Genomic DNA, 16,660 nt, shown 5'->3' with positions numbered 1-16,660 from the left:
CATGTGGACTCGTGATGAAATGGCGGCGATTGCCGCCAGCGAACTGACCGACGGGCAATACGTCAACCTCGGCATCGGCATCCCCACCCTGGTGGCCAATCACCTTCCCGAGGGCGTCTCGGTGAAGCTCCAAAGCGAGAACGGCCTGCTTGGCATGGGTCCCTTCCCCTATGAGGGCGAGGAAGATGCCGACCTGATCAATGCCGGCAAGCAGACAGTCACCATCCTGCCCGGTGGAAGCTTCTTCGACTCGGCAACGTCCTTCGGCATGATTCGAGGCGGCCACGTGCAAACAGCCATCCTCGGTGCGTTGCAGGTAGCCGCAAACGGCGACCTCGCCAACTGGACCATCCCGGGCAAGCTCGTCAAGGGCATGGGCGGAGCCATGGACCTGGTTGCCGGCACGCCCCGGGTGATTGTCCTGACCGACCACACCGCCAAAGATGGAACGAGCAAGATCGTGGAGTCCTGCGACTTGCCCCTGACCGGTGTTGGCGTGGTTGACCGCATCATCACCGACCGCGCGGTTTTCGACATCGAGCAAGGGCGAATGACCCTGCGCGCCGTAGCCCCGGGCGAAAGCCCAGAAACCATTAAAGAGATCACGGCAGCAGAATTTGCCGTCGGCATCCTGGAGGACCCGAAAGCATGAGCGTCAAAATCGTGGGCTACGCCCGCACCCCCTTTGTGAAATTCAATGGCGCCTTCGCCAGTGTTCCAGCCACCGAGCTGGGCGCCCACGCCGCCAAGTCGGCGCTGGAGCGTGCCGGTGTTGACCCCAGCGAAGTAGAGCAGGTCATCGTTGGACAGGTGCTTCAAGGCGGAGCAGGCCAGAACCCCGCTCGCCAGTCAGCTGTCGGTGCGGGCATTCCGCTGAATGTTCCGGCCATCGCGGTCAACGCCGTCTGCCTTTCCGGAGCCGAAGCTGTAGTTGCGGGCACTCGCCTCATCAAAAATGGCGAAGCCGATATCGTCCTGGCCATCGGCCAGGAATCCATGTCCCTGGCACCTCACGTTCAGCGGGCCCGTGCCGGAACCAAGTACGGTGCCATTGAATTGATCGACACCCTGGAATACGACGGCTTGACCGATGCCGCAGAAAAGCGCTCGATGGGTGCTTCCACCGAAGAGCACAACGCCAAGCTGTCATTATCCCGTGAGGAACAGGACAAGGTGGCCGCCGCGTCGCATCAGCGCGCCGCCGCCTCCCGGGACTTCGCCGCCGGGGAGATCGCCCCGTTCACCATCTCTACTCGCAAGGGTGAAACCACCTATTCCGAGGATGACGGCATCCGCGAATCAACCACTGTGGAAACGCTGTCCTCCTTGCGCCCGGCGTTCTCGAAAGACGGCAGCATTACCGCAGGCAACTCCTCGCAAATCACCGACGGCGCGGCAGCCGTGGTGCTGGCCAGCGACGCTGCGATTGCGCGGCTGGGCCTGAGCCCGATGGCTGAAGTCGTCTCCCATGCTTTTGTCGCCGGACCGGACCGCACCTTGCATGAACAGCCATCAAACGCCATCGCCGCCGCGCTGCAGAAGGCTGGCGTACAAGCTGCAGACTTAAAGGCAGTCGAAATCAACGAGGCTTTCGCCGCGGTGGTAGTCCAGTCGGCCAAAGTTCTGGGCTTGGATGAGAAGATCGTGAACCAGCATGGCGGGGCCACCGCCTTGGGCCACCCTATCGGCGCTTCGGGCGCACGCATTATCGGTACGCTGGCCCGCCAGCTGCAGGACTTGCCGGCAGGCTCGCTGGGTGCCATCGGCATCTGCGGTGGCGGCGGACAGGGCACCGCCGTGGTGCTTCGCTCGCTGTAACTCGAACAACCCAAAAGGCTGCCGGCGAATGAACTGGGTCCCGAAAGTTGGACTTACTAAATAATAGTCCGGCTCAGGCTGCAAGGGTATGACACCGATATTCCATCGGAGTCATACCCTTCAGCCGTTCCTTACGACGACTGCTGTTGTACCAATCGATATACACCTCAACCTCCACCTTGAGCTCCTCATAATCCGCGAAATGCTCTCCATGAAACATCTCTGACTTGAGATGTCCAAAGAAATTCTCCATGACCGAGTTGTCGAAGCAATTGCCTTTACGAGACATGGACTGCACCGCGCCTTGCTCCTCCAGCAATCGTTTCCACGATTGATGCTGATACTGGAATCCTTGGTCCGTATGCACCAGCAGCTTCTTGTTGAAGTCCCGGGAACCTAAAGCCAGTGCCAAGCTTTGACTGGTGAACGCCGTAGTAGGTGACGAGGCGATCGTGTAGCTCCGGATGCTGTGGTCAAACAGATCCATAATCGGTGACAAATACAGTTTTCTCTGATCAACTCTGAACTCAGTCACGTCACTGACGTAAACGGTATCCGGAGCTTCAACATCAAACTGTCGTTGCAACAGATTCTCAGCGATCTTGCTCTGCTCACCCTGATACGAGTTATAACGCCGCTTCGGGCGCGCTTTGGATTGGAATCCGAGGAGCCGCATGAGCTTGCGGACCAGCTTCCTACCAACATTCCAGCCTTCAGCGCGAAGGTCCATGTGAACTCTTCGGTACCCGTAGCGCCGTTTGCTGGTCTCAAAGGACGTGGTGATGGCTGTTTTGAGTTCCGCGTGCGGATCCGCCTGGTCCATCAGTTTCAGATGGTAGTAATAGGTTGACCTGGCCAATCCTGCCGCGGCAAGCAGGTCTGTGAGGTCGTGTTCTGACTTGAGAGTGACAATCGCCTTGGTTTTTAGCGGTGCCCCTGCTCCCTCAAGTCCCGCAATTTTTTCAGGTAGGCCACCTCGGCGAGCAGTCGCTTGTTCTCCCGGCGAAGCTTCTCTTCTTCGCTCAAAGGTTCAGGCCGAGCGGCGCCTTTAGGCCGTCCTTTGGGTTTGGGCATGAGCGCTTCGTCCCCACCTTGGCGCCATGCTCGCGTCCAACTCTTCACCAATTCCTTTGAACTGATATGGAACTCGGCCGCGAGATCCATACCAGTTTCACCGGCGAGGTACCGCTGAACGACTTCCTTCTTGATCTCAAAGGAATACGTGGTCTTGGTTGGCTTTTCCATAAGACAAAGCCTGCCATGTAATCTCCACCGATCGTAAAGCTTCTCCGTGGCGGAGTAACGAACGTTCAGTTGGCTGGCAGCAGCTTTCGATCCCATGCCGGCTTCAAAAAGATCAACGAGTCGTTCTCGTTGGCCCTCGGTTAATGTGCTGCGTGTTCGCATGAAAATGCTCCCCAGAAGTAGTTCTGATTTCTCAGTCCAACTTTTGTGGAGCAGTTCACGAATTTCCGCTGGCAGCCTTTTGCTCGCAGTTGGGCTTCTAGTGCCAGAGCGGTTCGCGGGACACGTAGGTGTTCAGCAACCGCGCGTCCAGTTCGCGGCAAGTCCCGTTGGCCACCCGTGGATCGGATTCTGAGGTCAATGCGCTGAGCACCGAGCTGATCAATGCTCCATGGCTTACCACCAGCACGTTTTCTCCTGGGTGCTGCTGGCTGATCTTGAACAGGGCGTTGATCGCGCGTTCAATGAGGTGCTGCTCGGTTTCGCCAGATCCAATGTGCACTTGGCGTTGTTCATCGGCCGGGTGACCTACCAGCTTGCCTTCCCAATCGCCGAAGTCCTGCTCCATGAGCTCCGGGTTTTCGTACAGGGCACGGGTGCCGACTCCGTTGGCGATAATTTGCGCAGTCTGCAGCGCCCGAAACAGCGGAGAGGAATAGACCGCGGCCCACGGCCCTTGCATCGCGAGGTCGGCTGCCAGCTGCCGGGCTTGGCGCACTCCGGTGTCGTTCATCGGCAGGTCGCTGCGTCCGTGCAGCCTCCCTGCCTTGTTCCACTCGGTCTGGCCATGGCGGATCAATACAATTTTCTGTTCACTCATCGTCTTCTTCTTTCTTGCGTGCACTTCGAGATCCTGATCTTGAATGCGAAGTTTTGCCGATATCAGTTGGCGGCCCGCTGGCCGCCCACCGACGGTGTTGGCGCCGCATCCTGCGGTCCGGTCATGATGTGGTCGCTGTAGGCAATGAACCAATTCAGTGCTTCTTGCCCCATTTGAAGTACCCCAAATCCTGATCCGGATTCCGCGAGAATTTCATCAGGGGCAAAAGGATTCATGTTGTAGGAAACTGCTGGCGCCATGAACACCGGGGTATTGATCAACTGGCTCGTTGCAGCCTGGTGATAATGCCCGCAGAGGATGGCCCGGATGTCGGTGCCGACGGTGATCGCGGCCAACGCCATCGGATCCTTTAATCCACGCCCGGCTCTTGCTGAACTCGTGGCTTCCACCGGCGGGTGGTGCAATAGCAGTAGCGAACCAAGTGGGGCCGGCACGGTGAGCAATGACTGCAGCCACGCGAGCTGGGCCTGGTCCACTTCGCCTTGCGCCAGCTGGAATCCTCCGCTGTCCAGCCCGATAATCCGCAATCCCAGTACTTCGTGCACGGTATTGGCCGGGTAGGGGCCGGTCGATAACCGCTGGGTATTGAATTCTGGACCGACGCTTCCCAGTGGATCGTGATTGCCCGGAATGCTGATCACCGGGCATCCAAGCTCCTCTTGGATGTCATTGAGCATCGCCGCGGCCGCCGGGTGGATCGGAGCGCCTCGGTCGGCGATGTCTCCGGTCACGACGATTGCGTCTGGCGAAAAGTGCTGCGAGACCCGCAGGGCCTGGCGAGTTCGCCGCCAGGAATCAATGCTTCCATGAAGCAACCGGCCTTCAGGGCACAGATGGGTGTCGCTCATATGAATGATTGTCAGTGGCTTCATCGATCCCTCCCCGCGTCCTGCTGCCGTTCGTTCCATTGAACTGTTCGGTTCTGACGATCAGGTGAACAAGGAACCGACGAGATGTGAAGTCCTAGCGAATCCCTGTTTTTCGATTACCGAACGAAAATTGCCGAAATCATGGGATATTGCCCGCAATACATGCGATCTGCGGTATATGAACAGCGAGTAGCACCCAAAACGACTACCCTTAGAAGAGCAGATTTGAATCCACCAAGGAGCTATATCCATGACGGGCAGCAAAGTCGTCGCCTTTGGCCACTTCCAGCCGGAGCGCATCGTCCCTAACACCGAGCTGGAAAAGCTGGTGGAAACCAGCGATGAATGGATCACCCGTCGCGTTGGCATCGAGGAACGCCGCTGGGGCACCGGTGTTGAAACCGTAGACTCCATGGCCATCAAGGCCGCCGAGATGGCTTTGCGCAATTCAGCAGATATCAAGGCAACGGATATCGATCTGATCGTCGTCGCTACCTGCACCGCCACCGACCGCTCGCCGAATATGGCCGCTCGCGTTGCCAACGCCCTGAATATGGAGCAGGGTCCTGCCACCATGGACCTCAATGTCGCTTGCTCGGGCTTCGCCCATGCAGTCGGCATCGCCCAGGGAGCCATTGCCGCAGGCTCCTCGAAGAACGCCCTGGTCATCGGTTCGGAAATGCTCACCGACTACACTGACTTCTCCGACCGCACCACCTGCGTGTTGACCGCGGATGGAGCTGGCGCGTTCATCATCACCGCTTCTGAAGATAATGGGATCTCTCCAGTGGTTTGGGGCTCGGTTCCATCGCTGTCCGATGCGGTTCGCATTGAAACCGAAAACGACATGAAGTTCGCGCAGAATGGCCAGAGCGTATACCGCTGGACCGTCACGCAGCTTCCAAAGATTGCTTCGCAAATTATCGACCGCGCAGGCATGAAGCCAGAAGAACTGGACGCGATTGTCCTGCACCAGGCCAACCTTCGCATCATCGAGCCGCTGGCCGAGAAGATCGGCGCTCCGAACGCACGGGTGGCCACCGATGTGGTCTACTCGGGCAACACCTCGGCGGCATCGGTTCCCCTGGCCTTGTCGAAGATGATGGCCTCGGATGAGCCACTGCCTTCAGGTTCCAAGGCTTTGCTCTTTGCCTTCGGTGGCGGCCTGGCTTACGCTGGCCAGATCATCACCATCCCGTAAGCATTTACCACCACTAGTGGGCGCTCCGGCATTCTTGCCAGGGCGCCCACTAGTGCTTTAACAGCGTTGCACGGGAGATCCAAAATCATTCCCCCACCCCCTTGCCCAAATGCGTTAGTCACTGCTAACGTATCTTTTATGCTTGATCTACTGGAAGTCGCATCCGAACCAACGCGAAGGCGCTTGATTCAGTTGCTGGGTTCCGGAGAACGCACGGTGACGGAACTGGCGGGAAATTTTACGGTCTCTCGTTCCGCCATCTCACAACACCTGCTGCTTTTAATTGACGTAGGACTGCTGCAAGCGCGCAAGGATGGACGCAGCCGCTACTACTCGCTGAACCCAGCAGGCATCGCGAAGCTCAAGGTCCTCCTTGACTCGTTTTGGAACACCGAACTTGATCTACTCGTCGCCGAAGCCGCCGATTTGGCAGCACTCGGCACACCGCCGAATTCGCCACAGCAGCCACCAGGAGAAATGCCATGAGCTTCGAACGAACTGTCCTCCTCCCCGTTGACGCCGACACCGCCTTTGACCTTGTCACCAACCCCGAACGCCTTCGCCGCTGGCAAACAGTTGCCAACCGCGTTGATCTTCGAATGGGCGGGGGCTTCCGCTTCACCATGGGCCCGGGCCATCAGGCCACGGGCACCTTCACCGAAATCGAGCCGGGCAAGCGCCTGGTGTTCACATGGGGCTGGGAAGGCTCCGACGCCGTTCCGCCGGGCGACTCAACGGTCTTCATCACCTTGGAACCTTGGAAGAACGGCACCGCAGTCACCTTGCGCCATGAAGGCCTGAACGCAGAACAGTCTTCGGGCCATGCAGAAGGATGGAACCACTTCCTGGATCGCCTCACGAGCTTTGCCCAATCCGGCGAGGCAGTGATCGACCAGTGGAACGCCGTTCCCGAGCCCCAGGACCCGTTCATTTCTGCCGAGGGATCCTTGGCGGCACTGCAATTTGCCCTGAACAGCATTTCAGAAGCAGACCTTGGCAAGGCCACCCCCTGCGCTAAGTTCTCGGTGAGCCAGCTGCTGGATCACCTTGCAGGTTCGATCTGTTCGATCGGCATGGGCCTGGGAGCAGCGGTTTCTGACGACCCAGCGCTCGCGCCAGAAGTTCGCATCGCCAACTTGGCGCAGCAGACCCTGGAAGCCTTCGCAGCTCGTGGCCTGGAAGGCGAAATCGATCTCGGTTTCGCTGCGATGCCGGCAAAAGTTGTCGCCAGCATCCTGAATCTTGAATTGATGGTTCACGGGTGGGACTTCGCCCAGGCCACGGGGCAGGGCTTTGAGATCCATCCGGGCCATGCCGAGTACGTTCTCGGCCTGGCACGCAAGACCATAGGTCCAGAACAGCGCGCGTCAGGCTCCTTCGCGGAAGAAGCTGTCATTGCCGAATCCGCCAGCAGCCTGGATCGCTTGATTGCCTTCACCGGCCGCGTTCCCGCAGGGGTTTGAGGACCACTGATGGTTGATGTCTCGACCAGCATCGTGATTGACCGGCCGCTGGCCATGGTGGCCGGTTACACGATGAATCCATTGAACGCACCGACGTGGTATCAGAATATCCACTCGGTGCGCCGGCTGGACCAGAAAGAATTTGGGGTCGGTTCCCGCACCTCCTTTGAAGCTCGCTTCCTCGGTCGGGACCTCTCCTACACTTACGAAGTCACGTCGATGCTGGAGGACGAGGAACTGGTCATGGCCACCGCTCAAGGCCCATTCCCCATGCGCACCACTTATCGATTCGAAGCAGTGGGCCCAACGGCAACCCAGGTCCGGCTGCGCAATGATGGACAGCCTACGGGTTTCAGCAAGCTCGTCGCCCCGCTGATGAAACCCATGATGCGCCGTGCCAATATGGCTGATCTGCGAGCCCTGAAGAAGATCCTGGAGCGGGCCTAGCAATGATGTTCAGGTGCCGTGGACGCCATGCAGCCAGCATGGTGTCCACGGCACCGGTGCGCTACTGACCTGAGTGTTCCCACTCACTAAGATTTTCGACTTGACGTTGGGTGCATCACACCCGCACACTTGTACTCGTGAACCTGTCAGACAGCTGGACACCCGGACAGCAGCCGATCGAGCGACGCTCCGCTGCCGAAGCCGTATTCCACGCACTCCGCCTTGCCATTGAAGCCCAGGAAATCCCGGTCGGGAGCAAGCTGGGCTCCGAAGCGGCCCTCGCCGCCGACTACGGCGTGAGTCGCTCGGTGGTCCGCGAAGCATTGCGTTCCTGCGCAGCACTGGGGTTGACCCGCACCGAAACCGGGCGCGGAACCTTTGTCATTTCGCACCGCCCCACCCGCGAATTGAAGCTGGGCGTCTTCTCCTCCGACGACCTGCTCGAAGCCCGCCCGCATATCGAAATTCCGGCCGCCACGCTCGCGGCCACCCGGCGCACCGCCGAAGATCTGGAACGCATCAGCGGGCTGATCGAGCAGATGGACCAGGAAGACGATGCCGCCGCCTGGGTGGAATTGGATGCCGCCTTCCACGCCGCCATCGCCCAAGCCAGCGGCAACTCGGTGTTCACCAAGGTGGTCTCCGATATCCGCGAGGCCATGGCCCGCCAATCCGAAACCGTGAACCTCGTCGCCGGGCGGCGCAGCCCTTCCAAGGACGAGCACCTGGCCATCTACCGGGCCATCCAAGCACAAGATCCCCAGGCCGCCAACCAGGCCATGGGCGATCATCTAGCAGCTGTACAACATGCCGTGTCCACCATCGTCAGGAGCAATAAGTGATCCCCGCCCACCCGCAGTCGCAGACCGACCCGCTGGCCAACCCGGTTTTGCCACAGCACGCGCCATTGGTAGCCGCCACCCGCGGCCAAGTTGTGGAATCCATCCACTACGGCTCGGCAGTGCTGCTGGACGCGCAGGGGGAAGTGCTCGCCTCCGTCGGCGAGCCGCAGGCCGCCTACTACCCCCGCTCGGCGCTCAAGCCGCTGTTCGCCGTGGGCATGCTCCGCGCCGGCCTGCAGCTGGACGACCAGCAGCTGGCCCTGGCCTCGGCCAGCCACTCCGGTGCGCCAATCCACCAGCAGGTAGCCAGCTCCACCCTGGCAGCGGCCAAGCTGGATGAAACCGCGCTGCGCAACTCCACCGACCTGCCCTACGGCGTGGCCGAGCAGCAGGAGTACCTGGCCGCTGGCGGCACCGCCACCCAGCTGGCGCAGAACTGCTCGGGCAAGCACGCGGCCCTGGCCGCGCTGAGCGAGCTGAAGGGCTGGGACACCGCCGACTACCTCCACGACGAGCGCCTGCTGCAGATGCTGCAGGAGACCGTCGAAGAGCTCACCGGCGAGAAGATCAGCGGCGAAAGCACCGATGGCTGCGGCACCCCGGTCTACCTGATCAGCCTCATCGGCCTGGCCCGCGGATTCGCCCGCCTGGCCTCCGCCGCAGCAGGCACCCCCGAGGCCCGCGTGGCCGCAGCGATGTCCAAATACCCGGAACTGGTGGCCGGCGTGGGCCGCGATGTCACCGAGCTGATGCGCGCCCTCCCAGGTGCCGTAGCCAAGGACGGCTTCGAGGGCATCCAGGCCGTGGCCTTGCCCGATGGCGCCGCCCTGGCAGTGAAGATCGCCGATGGCTCGGACCGCGCGCGCATGCCGATCACCGTCAAGCTCCTGGCCGAGCACCTCGGTGATGCCGCTCCTGCGGCCCTGGGCGAACTGGCCAGCTCCCCCGCAATGGGCGGCGGTGCGCCAGTGGGCGTGCTGGCTGCCCTCTAGATCCTTTCTTACTCGAACCACTACCTTTTTGGAGATACATCCACCATGTCTGAAACCTTGCTCAGCGGCGAAACGCGTAGCGAGCATGATCTGATTGGCGACCTCGACATCCCAGTGGAAGCCTACTGGGGCGTGCACACCCTGCGCGCAAAAAACAATTTCAACATCACCGGCACCACCCTGGCTGGCAACCCGCATCTGATCCGCGCACTGGCGCGCGTGAAGCAGGCCGCGGCCCGTGCCAACCACGAACTGGGGCTGCTGGATGCGGACCGCGCCCGCGCCATCGACCAGGCCTGCGAGTCCATCGCGCACGGGTCGCTGCACGACCAGTTCATCCTGGATCCGATCCAGGGCGGGGCCGGCACCAGCACCAACATGAACGCCAACGAGGTCATCGCCAACCTGGCGCTGGAAATCCTGGGCCACCAAAAGGGCGAGTACCAGTACCTGCACCCGAACGACCACGTGAACCTGTCGCAGTCGACCAACGACGCGTACCCGACCGCGGTCAACATCGCCACCCACTTCGCCACCCAGCCGCTGCTGGCAGCCATCGAGGTGCTCCAGGGTTCCTGCAATGCCAAGGCCGCTGAATTCCGCACCGTAGTGAAGATGGGCCGCACCCAGCTGCAGGACGCCGTGCCGATGACCGTGGGCCAGGAGTTCCGCGGCTGGGCTGTGACCCTGGGCGAGGATCGGGCCCGCTTGGCCGAGTCGCTGAGCTTGGTCACCGAGATCAACCTGGGTGCCACCGCCATCGGCACTGGCCTGAATGCACCGGCCGGATATGCCGAGGCAGCCTGCCGCCACCTGCGCGAACTGACCGGGCTGCCGCTGACCACCAGCCCGGATCTGATCGAAGCCACCAGTGATGTGGGCGCCTTTGTGCACCTCTCCGGGGTGCTCAAGCGCGTGGCCCTGAAGATCTCGAAGATCTGCAACGACTTGCGCCTGCTCTCCTCCGGTCCGCGGGCGGGGCTGAACGACATCCAGCTGCCGGCCGTGCAGTCAGGTTCGTCGATCATGCCAGGCAAGGTCAACCCGGTGATCCCGGAAGTTGTCAACCAGATCGCCTACCAGGTGGTCGGCCACGATTTGACCGTGACCATGGCGGCCGAAGGCGGCCAGCTGCAGCTGAACGCCTTCGAGCCGGTGATCGCCCATTCCATCGCCCTGTCCCTGAAGCACCTGACCAATGGCTGCTTGACGCTGGCGGAGAAGTGCATCGACGGCATCACCGTAGATGAGCAAGCGCTGCGCCGCGAGGTGGAGAATTCCATCGGGCTGGTGACCGCGCTGAACCCGCGCCTGGGCTATGCCGCCTCCACGTCGGTGGCGCTCGAAGCGCTGCACACCGGACGCGGCGTGGCCGAGCTGGTGCTCGAACGAGGCCTGCTTTCCGCCGACGACCTCAATGAGCTGCTCTCCCCCGAGCGCCTCGCCAACCTCTCCGACTAAAACAAGGATCCCGATGGACAATTCCACCCCGCACGCCACTGCGGCGCACGTGCCTGACGCCGCGCTGACCGCCGGCGACAACGATTACCACAAGGGCCTTTCCTCCCGGCAGATGCAGATGATCGCCATCGGCGGCGCCATCGGCACCGGCCTGTTCATGGGCGCCGGAGGCCGACTGGCCGATGCCGGCCCCGGCATTGTCATCAGCTACGCAGTCTGCGGCTTTTTCGCCTTCCTGATTCTGCGCGCGCTCGGCGAGCTGGTCATGCACCGCCCTTCCACCGGCTCCTTCGTCTCCTACGCCCGCGAGTTCTACGGCGAGAAGGCCGCTTTCGCCACCGGTTGGCTGTACTGGCTGAACTGGGTGATGACCGCCATTGTGGACATCACCGCAGTGGCCTTGTATATGGGCTTCTTCGGCAAGTACGTCGCCTGGATCAACGCCGTCCCACAGTGGGTCTGGGCGCTGCTGGCCTTGGCCGTAGTGCTGACCATGAACCTGATCTCGGTCAAGGCCTTTGGCGAGATGGAATTCTGGTTCGCCCTGGTCAAGGTAATTGCGCTGGTCGCCTTCCTGATCATCGGCTGCTACTTTGTCATCTTCGGCACCCCGGTAGAAGGCCACGACGTGGGCTTCTCGCTGATCACCGATAACGGCGGGCTATTGCCCAACGGCTTCATGCCGGTTCTGGTGCTAATGCAGGGCGTGGTGTTCTCCTACGCTTCCATCGAGCTGATCGGCACCGCCGCCGGCGAGGCCAAGAACCCTGAAAAGGTCATGCCCAAGGCCATCAACACCGTGATCATCCGCATCGCCGTGTTCTATGTCGGATCCCTGGTCCTGCTTTCGCTGCTGCTGCCCTACACCGCCTACAGCTCCGGGGAATCGCCCTTCGTGACCTTCTTCGGATCGATCGGCATCCAGGGCATGGACGTGATCATGAACCTGGTGGTTCTTACCGCGGCGCTGTCTTCGTTGAATGCCGGTCTGTACTCCACCGGCCGCATCATGCGCTCGATGTCGCTGAACGGCTCGGCTCCGCGTTTCGCCGGACGCATGAACAAGGCCGGTGTGCCTTACGGCGGCATTGTGATCACCGCCGTGGTGGCCGTGCTCGGTGTTGTCCTGAACGCCATAGTTCCCGCTGCAGCGTTCGAGATCGTGTTGAACTTTGCCGCCATCGGCATCATCGCTTCGTGGGCCATGATCGTGCTGTGCCAGATGGCCTTGGTGAAGTCGGCCAAGCGCGGCGAGCAGGATCGCCCGAGCTTCCGCATGCCGCTGGCGCCGATTTCCGGTTGGGTCACCTTGGCCTTCCTGGTCATGGTGCTGATCATGATGGCCTTTGACAACCCGGTAGGCACCTGGACCATCGCCTCGCTGGTCATCATCATTCCGATGATCATCGGCGGCTGGTACTTGTGCCGCGGCCGCATCAACGAACTGGCCCAGGCTCGCATGAACGCCAAGGCGTCGGTCGAGTAGTCTGAGGGAACAATTAGAAATCACACCATAGCGGCCGAGGTAATCCAGTAACTGGTTTACCTCGGCCGCTGATTCTTATTTATAAGGCCTAAAGAATACATGGATCATCTAGTTACCCGCTAAGTTTCCATGCAGAGTTAGCGGCCTCCTACGATGCCTAACTTATTTAATCGACTCCAGAATTTCACGCATATCAGCTTCCCCCAGAGATCGACCCGTTCGATTTTCAGTTCGAACTTCGTAGGAACGATCCATGCTTGGAGCATAGAGCATCCGGAGAGAAGGACTATCTTTCGCCTTCGTTTGAAGAATGGCAGCTTCCGACTCATGTATCTTGATCCATGATTGAACATCCGTTGGATACTTTTGTCTGGTGACTTCCTCAGCAAACGAGACTTGCATCTTTCGCGCAACGACTTCAAACGTGTCATATCCCTGACGTTCATAAACTAGGGTTAGTTCTTTAGGATTGTTGTCCTTTACTGGAGGAAGGTGCGTCACTAGGATTTGGCTCAAGTGATAACCCTGAGGCGAGTATTTTGGTACAGAAACTGAATATCCTAAATCTTCTATCGCGGACGAAATATCAGACGGCTCAAATTCACTCTCTTGAGCAGTCATCGGACCCCACGCAATTCCCCGAAAGATCCAAAATATAATCCCTATGGCAACAACCGATAGAACAGATATTTTCAGCCACTTATTCTTCATGAATCCACTTTCTCGCGTAAAAATTTTAGCCGTCGATAAATTTTTCAATTTTCGGGAAAACGCCCTCTGCAGACGTCGAATCGGTATAATCAAAAGTCACGAAGTCATAACCATCAATAACACGATTCATTTGGAACTTAAACTTAACGCGATCTCCTACCGCAAACCTTTTCGTTAAATTGCCTGCAAATGGCAGTTCCACCGCGACCCTTGCATTGTCAAAATGGAAGTAAGTCGCGTCCTCCTCGGCGTTGGAGTGAACTCGGCTGATCTTATTACTGACCACTACGGACGAATCCACAGGCAATGTCTTCGGAACGTCAACCAAGGAGTCTAGCTCACTGTCATAAAACTCCTCATAAAGACCGCTGAAGTCATATTCTCCCTCTGGACCACCAAGAGCCCGAAGCGCCGGCTTAGGACGCTTGAAGGAATCCGATGGGACTAGAAATTTTTCATCTCCAACGTCGACGAAACTCCCAACACTCGGCGCGTCAAGATCACCTAACGCTCGGTATGATTTGACTCCACAATGGTTGTACCCAATCCTTATGCGCCATTTGTGTTTGGACGTTGAATTAAACGACGCTATATAATTACCGGTTCTTCCACTTCCGACCTTGTATGTACTGTATTGGTTATGGCCGACCGTACGATTAATCGGCTTGAATGACCCCTTACGAAGTACCACACCAATGCTTCCCCTATAGAAAGGCTGTTGCGAATTTGCCCACATTTCAATTCTATGTCCAGCTTTCTGCGCGTAGACTTTCTTGTCGACCATGTTGACACCATTACTACCCTTATTGAATTGCACGCTCCCCGGGGTCACGGTCGCTCTGGAACCATTATCTGAGAAAGTTGCCGGGTATTTCTTTAGTGACTTGACATTTTCAAGCACGTATTCGAATGCGGTCATCAGGACGTCTTTCCACCCAAGTGCATACGGTACGACCACCAGAGACCGAGCCTCGGGAGCAACGGAAGAACGTGATGCATTGGCCGCCTGAGCCGGCGCAATTGCTATCGAAAGAGCGAGCCCCGATGCAGCAACCCCCGAAACAACAGTCAGCACCGAGTCCTTACGGCTATTTAGCGGGAAATACGCCTCAAAATCCCCTACTTCGCAATAGACAAATGCAGTAATAAACTCCGGATTGAGCTTCAAGTATTTTTTGCAGGCGCTAGTTTCAGACTCTAATCAGTGGCAAGATGAGTGAGGTGGAACACTCTAAGCATTCATTTCATAAATTGGATTCGTACATCTCAATGCCCCGGCTCGGCGGCCTAGCTCTCTCCCCCGACGGAACGCGCTTGGTCACCGCCATGAGCACCCTGTCCGAGGATGAAACCAGCTACGACAGCGCCTTGTGGGCCATCGATCCCAAAAGTCAAGCCCCCGCACGCAGGCTCACCTTCGGAGAACAGGGCGAATCCCAGCCGCAGTACACCGCCAGTGGCGACCTGCTTTTCGTGGCCAAGCGCTCCAGCAAGGACGACGCCAAGCCCGAGGGCTGGCTACTCCCGTCGGAAGGCGGTGAAGCTCGCCCGGTCATCTCCCACCCGGCCGGCGTTGACTCGCTGCGCATCTGCGAGCAATCCCCGCAAACCATCGTCCTTCGCACCAGTGCTCATAGCCGGGCCATGGACCTTGATGCCGAAGAGAAGCTGCGCACGGCCCGCAAGGACAAGAAGGTCTCTGCGATTTTGCACACCGGTTATCCGGTGCGCTACTGGGACCATGACCTCGGCCCATCCACCCCGCACCTCTACACCGGCACGCTTCCAGAGGATCAGGATTCTGCCCGTACTGAGCTCACGGATCTGACCCCGGGCATCGGCGCGAACCTCCAGGAGGCCGCCTTTGATGTGGCACCCAATGGCGAATTCCTGATCACCGAATGGCAGGTGAACGAAGGTCGGGCCTCCCTGGCCCCGGGCCTCATGCGCATCGACTTGCACACTGGCGCCCAGGATCTGCTCCTGGCCCCAGATGACACTTTCGAGTACACGCTGGGCAAAATCAGCCCAGACTCCAAAGAGCTGGTCTACGCTCGCTGGCACCGCTCAACAGCAGATACCGCACCGGTCTTTGAACTGTGGCTGATGCACTTGGCCGATGGATCCACCCACCAGATTGCCGCCGGGTGGGACCACTGGGCCAATGACATCCAATGGGTTCCCAATGGGCGTTCGCTGCTGCTGATCGCCGATGACAACGGGCACAGCCCGATCTTCCACCTGAGCCTGTACAACGACAAGATCACCCGGCTGACCGATGAGGGCAGCTTCACGGACGTGGCCATCAGTCGTGATTCCCGCACCGCCTACGCGCTGCGTTCCAGCTATCTGTACCCTGCCGAGCCGGTGGCGGTTGACCTGACCCATGTCCACGAGCTTGAAGCCGGCGACTTCGCCGATCTGACTCAGCTGCTCTCCCCTGCTCCCCGCCCGCAGCTTCCGGGAACATTGACCGAAGTCAGCACTACCGCGGAAGACGGTTCCACGGTGCGCGCTTGGCTGGCACTGCCGGAATCTGCCTCGGCGCAAAACAAGGCACCGCTACTGCTGTGGATCCATGGCGGGCCGCTGGGTTCCTGGAACGCGTGGAGCTGGCGCTGGAGCCCTTGGTTATTGGTGGCCCAAGGCTACGCGGTGCTGCTGCCCGACCCTGCGCTGTCTACCGGCTACGGCCAGGAGTTCATCCAGCGCGGCTGGGGACGCTGGGGCCAAGAACCATTTACGGATCTGATGGCTATCACCGATGAGGCCGAGGCCCGCGAAGACATCGACGAAACCCGCACGGCCGCGATGGGTGGTTCCTTCGGCGGCTACATGGCCAACTGGGTGGCGGGGCACACCGACCGCTTCAAAGCTATCGTCACCCACGCAAGCTTGTGGGCATTGGAAGGGTTCGGCAAAACCACCGATGCGGCCTTCTACTGGACCCGCGAGATGAGCCCGGAAATGCGCGAGCAGAATTCGCCTCATCATTCGGTGGGCAATATTGTCACGCCGATGCTGGTCATCCACGGCGACAAGGATTACCGTGTGCCCATCGGCGAAGGACTGCGCTTGTGGTACGAGTTGCTGGCAGATTCCGGTTTGCCGCAAAAGGAAGACGGCAGCACCGAGCACCAGTTCCTGTACTTCCCGGATGAGAACCACTGGATCCTCTCCCCGCAGCACGCCAAGATCTGGTACGAAGTCGTGACCGAATTCCTGTCCCAGAAGGTCCTGGGCAACGCGCCCGGCGAACTGCCTGAGCTCCTAGGCTAGCCACG

At 59.5% G+C, this 16,660-nt stretch carries 17 protein-coding genes; 11 read left to right on the top strand and 6 right to left on the bottom strand.

The annotated features are described in order from the left end of the window. Position 1 precedes the first annotated feature (1 nt). Both ACT7DV_RS08985 and ACT7DV_RS08980 read left to right on the top strand, forming a co-directional pair. Positions 2-652, top strand: coding sequence for a CoA transferase subunit B (locus ACT7DV_RS08985; protein WP_060702671.1), 651 nt, complete (start codon positions 2-4; stop codon positions 650-652). Beyond that, entirely contained in the window at positions 649-1,818 is a 1,170-nt protein-coding gene (locus tag ACT7DV_RS08980; protein ID WP_444661929.1) for an acetyl-CoA C-acyltransferase, read from the top strand. Before ACT7DV_RS08985 ends, ACT7DV_RS08980 begins: the two co-directional genes overlap by 4 nt. Positions 1,819-1,891: 73 nt before the next feature. On the opposite strand, the gene ACT7DV_RS08975 is transcribed toward ACT7DV_RS08980, so the two are convergent. The 4 genes from ACT7DV_RS08975 to ACT7DV_RS08960 all read right to left on the bottom strand — a co-directional run bounded on the left by ACT7DV_RS08975 (position 1,892) and on the right by ACT7DV_RS08960 (position 4,752). After that, complete coding sequence (locus tag ACT7DV_RS08975; RefSeq protein ID WP_444664817.1) at positions 1,892-2,695, bottom strand: IS3 family transposase; 804 nt, start codon at positions 2,693-2,695, stop codon at positions 1,892-1,894. Between the two features lie 47 nt (positions 2,696-2,742). Next, positions 2,743-3,225, bottom strand: a complete 483-nt coding sequence (locus tag ACT7DV_RS08970; protein ID WP_444661928.1) for a transposase — start codon at positions 3,223-3,225, stop codon at positions 2,743-2,745. A gap of 97 nt (positions 3,226-3,322) precedes the next feature. After that, positions 3,323-3,883, bottom strand: coding sequence for a histidine phosphatase family protein (locus ACT7DV_RS08965; protein ID WP_444661926.1), 561 nt, complete (start codon positions 3,881-3,883; stop codon positions 3,323-3,325). Between the two features lie 62 nt (positions 3,884-3,945). Continuing rightward, positions 3,946-4,752 carry a metallophosphoesterase gene (locus ACT7DV_RS08960; protein WP_444661925.1) on the bottom strand — a complete coding sequence of 269 codons (807 nt, stop codon included), beginning with the start codon at positions 4,750-4,752 and terminating at the stop codon, positions 3,946-3,948. 271 nt (positions 4,753-5,023) lie between these two features. Between ACT7DV_RS08960 and ACT7DV_RS08955 the strand changes: the two genes are divergently transcribed. The 8 genes from ACT7DV_RS08955 (at position 5,024) to ACT7DV_RS08920 (ending at position 12,665) form a co-directional block, all read left to right on the top strand. Further along, positions 5,024-5,974, top strand: a complete 951-nt coding sequence (locus tag ACT7DV_RS08955; RefSeq protein WP_444661923.1) for a beta-ketoacyl-ACP synthase III — start codon at positions 5,024-5,026, stop codon at positions 5,972-5,974. A gap of 138 nt (positions 5,975-6,112) precedes the next feature. Further along, positions 6,113-6,460, top strand: a complete 348-nt coding sequence (locus ACT7DV_RS08950; protein ID WP_444661921.1) for an ArsR/SmtB family transcription factor — start codon at positions 6,113-6,115, stop codon at positions 6,458-6,460. Next, on the top strand, positions 6,457-7,437 hold the full coding sequence (locus ACT7DV_RS08945; protein ID WP_444661920.1) for a TIGR03086 family metal-binding protein: 981 nt from the start codon (positions 6,457-6,459) through the stop codon (positions 7,435-7,437). Before ACT7DV_RS08950 ends, ACT7DV_RS08945 begins: the two co-directional genes overlap by 4 nt. A 9-nt stretch (positions 7,438-7,446) precedes the next feature. After that, entirely contained in the window at positions 7,447-7,884 is a 438-nt protein-coding gene (locus tag ACT7DV_RS08940; RefSeq protein WP_444661918.1) for an SRPBCC family protein, read from the top strand. A 137-nt stretch (positions 7,885-8,021) separates the two neighbouring features. Beyond that, positions 8,022-8,726 carry a FadR/GntR family transcriptional regulator gene (locus ACT7DV_RS08935; protein WP_444661916.1) on the top strand — a complete coding sequence of 235 codons (705 nt, stop codon included), beginning with the start codon at positions 8,022-8,024 and terminating at the stop codon, positions 8,724-8,726. Beyond that, on the top strand, positions 8,723-9,718 hold the full coding sequence (locus ACT7DV_RS08930) for an asparaginase (protein ID WP_444661914.1): 996 nt from the start codon (positions 8,723-8,725) through the stop codon (positions 9,716-9,718). Before ACT7DV_RS08935 ends, ACT7DV_RS08930 begins: the two co-directional genes overlap by 4 nt. 45 nt (positions 9,719-9,763) lie before the next feature. Then, a complete protein-coding gene (locus ACT7DV_RS08925) occupies positions 9,764-11,179 on the top strand; it encodes an aspartate ammonia-lyase (RefSeq protein ID WP_444661912.1) in 1,416 nt (471 codons plus the stop codon). Positions 11,180-11,192: 13 nt separating this feature from the next. Then, entirely contained in the window at positions 11,193-12,665 is a 1,473-nt protein-coding gene (locus ACT7DV_RS08920; protein ID WP_444661911.1) for an amino acid permease, read from the top strand. 162 nt (positions 12,666-12,827) lie between these two features. Here ACT7DV_RS08920 and ACT7DV_RS08915 read toward each other — a convergent pair whose 3' ends face one another. Continuing rightward, a complete protein-coding gene (locus tag ACT7DV_RS08915; protein ID WP_444661910.1) occupies positions 12,828-13,376 on the bottom strand; it encodes a hypothetical protein in 549 nt (182 codons plus the stop codon). A gap of 25 nt (positions 13,377-13,401) precedes the next feature. Further along, the gene (locus ACT7DV_RS08910) at positions 13,402-14,544 is read right to left on the bottom strand and encodes a hypothetical protein (protein WP_444661908.1); all 1,143 of its coding nucleotides are present in this window, start codon (positions 14,542-14,544) and stop codon (positions 13,402-13,404) included. Between the two features lie 44 nt (positions 14,545-14,588). Here ACT7DV_RS08910 and ACT7DV_RS08905 point away from each other — a divergent pair, with 44 nt between their 5' ends. Next, complete coding sequence (locus tag ACT7DV_RS08905) at positions 14,589-16,655, top strand: alpha/beta fold hydrolase (protein ID WP_444661906.1); 2,067 nt, start codon at positions 14,589-14,591, stop codon at positions 16,653-16,655. Positions 16,656-16,660: the final 5 nt, after the last annotated feature.

The sequence above is a fragment of the Glutamicibacter sp. TV12E genome (assembly GCF_052441935.1).
In the GTDB taxonomy this organism is placed as follows: Bacteria; Actinomycetota; Actinomycetes; order Actinomycetales; family Micrococcaceae; genus Glutamicibacter.
The sequence above is the reverse complement of the archived record's forward strand: the minus strand, read 5'-3'. Positions and strand labels throughout refer to the sequence as shown.

Bases quoted from the DNA above. Each gene is read 5' to 3' on its own strand.
- ACT7DV_RS08985 (WP_060702671.1), top strand. From the start codon at position 2: ATGTGGACTCGTGATGAAATGGCGGCGATTGCCGCCAGCGAACTGACC.
- ACT7DV_RS08980 (WP_444661929.1), top strand. From the start codon at position 649: ATGAGCGTCAAAATCGTGGGCTACGCCCGCACCCCCTTTGTGAAATTC.
- ACT7DV_RS08970 (WP_444661928.1), bottom strand. From the start codon at position 3,225: ATGCGAACACGCAGCACATTAACCGAGGGCCAACGAGAACGACTCGTT.
- ACT7DV_RS08965 (WP_444661926.1), bottom strand. From the start codon at position 3,883: ATGAGTGAACAGAAAATTGTATTGATCCGCCATGGCCAGACCGAGTGG.
- ACT7DV_RS08960 (WP_444661925.1), bottom strand. From the start codon at position 4,752: ATGAGCGACACCCATCTGTGCCCTGAAGGCCGGTTGCTTCATGGAAGC.
- ACT7DV_RS08955 (WP_444661923.1), top strand. From the start codon at position 5,024: ATGACGGGCAGCAAAGTCGTCGCCTTTGGCCACTTCCAGCCGGAGCGC.
- ACT7DV_RS08950 (WP_444661921.1), top strand. From the start codon at position 6,113: ATGCTTGATCTACTGGAAGTCGCATCCGAACCAACGCGAAGGCGCTTG.
- ACT7DV_RS08945 (WP_444661920.1), top strand. From the start codon at position 6,457: ATGAGCTTCGAACGAACTGTCCTCCTCCCCGTTGACGCCGACACCGCC.
- ACT7DV_RS08940 (WP_444661918.1), top strand. From the start codon at position 7,447: ATGGTTGATGTCTCGACCAGCATCGTGATTGACCGGCCGCTGGCCATG.
- ACT7DV_RS08925 (WP_444661912.1), top strand. From the start codon at position 9,764: ATGTCTGAAACCTTGCTCAGCGGCGAAACGCGTAGCGAGCATGATCTG.
- ACT7DV_RS08920 (WP_444661911.1), top strand. From the start codon at position 11,193: ATGGACAATTCCACCCCGCACGCCACTGCGGCGCACGTGCCTGACGCC.
- ACT7DV_RS08915 (WP_444661910.1), bottom strand. From the start codon at position 13,376: ATGAAGAATAAGTGGCTGAAAATATCTGTTCTATCGGTTGTTGCCATA.
- ACT7DV_RS08905 (WP_444661906.1), top strand. From the start codon at position 14,589: ATGAGTGAGGTGGAACACTCTAAGCATTCATTTCATAAATTGGATTCG.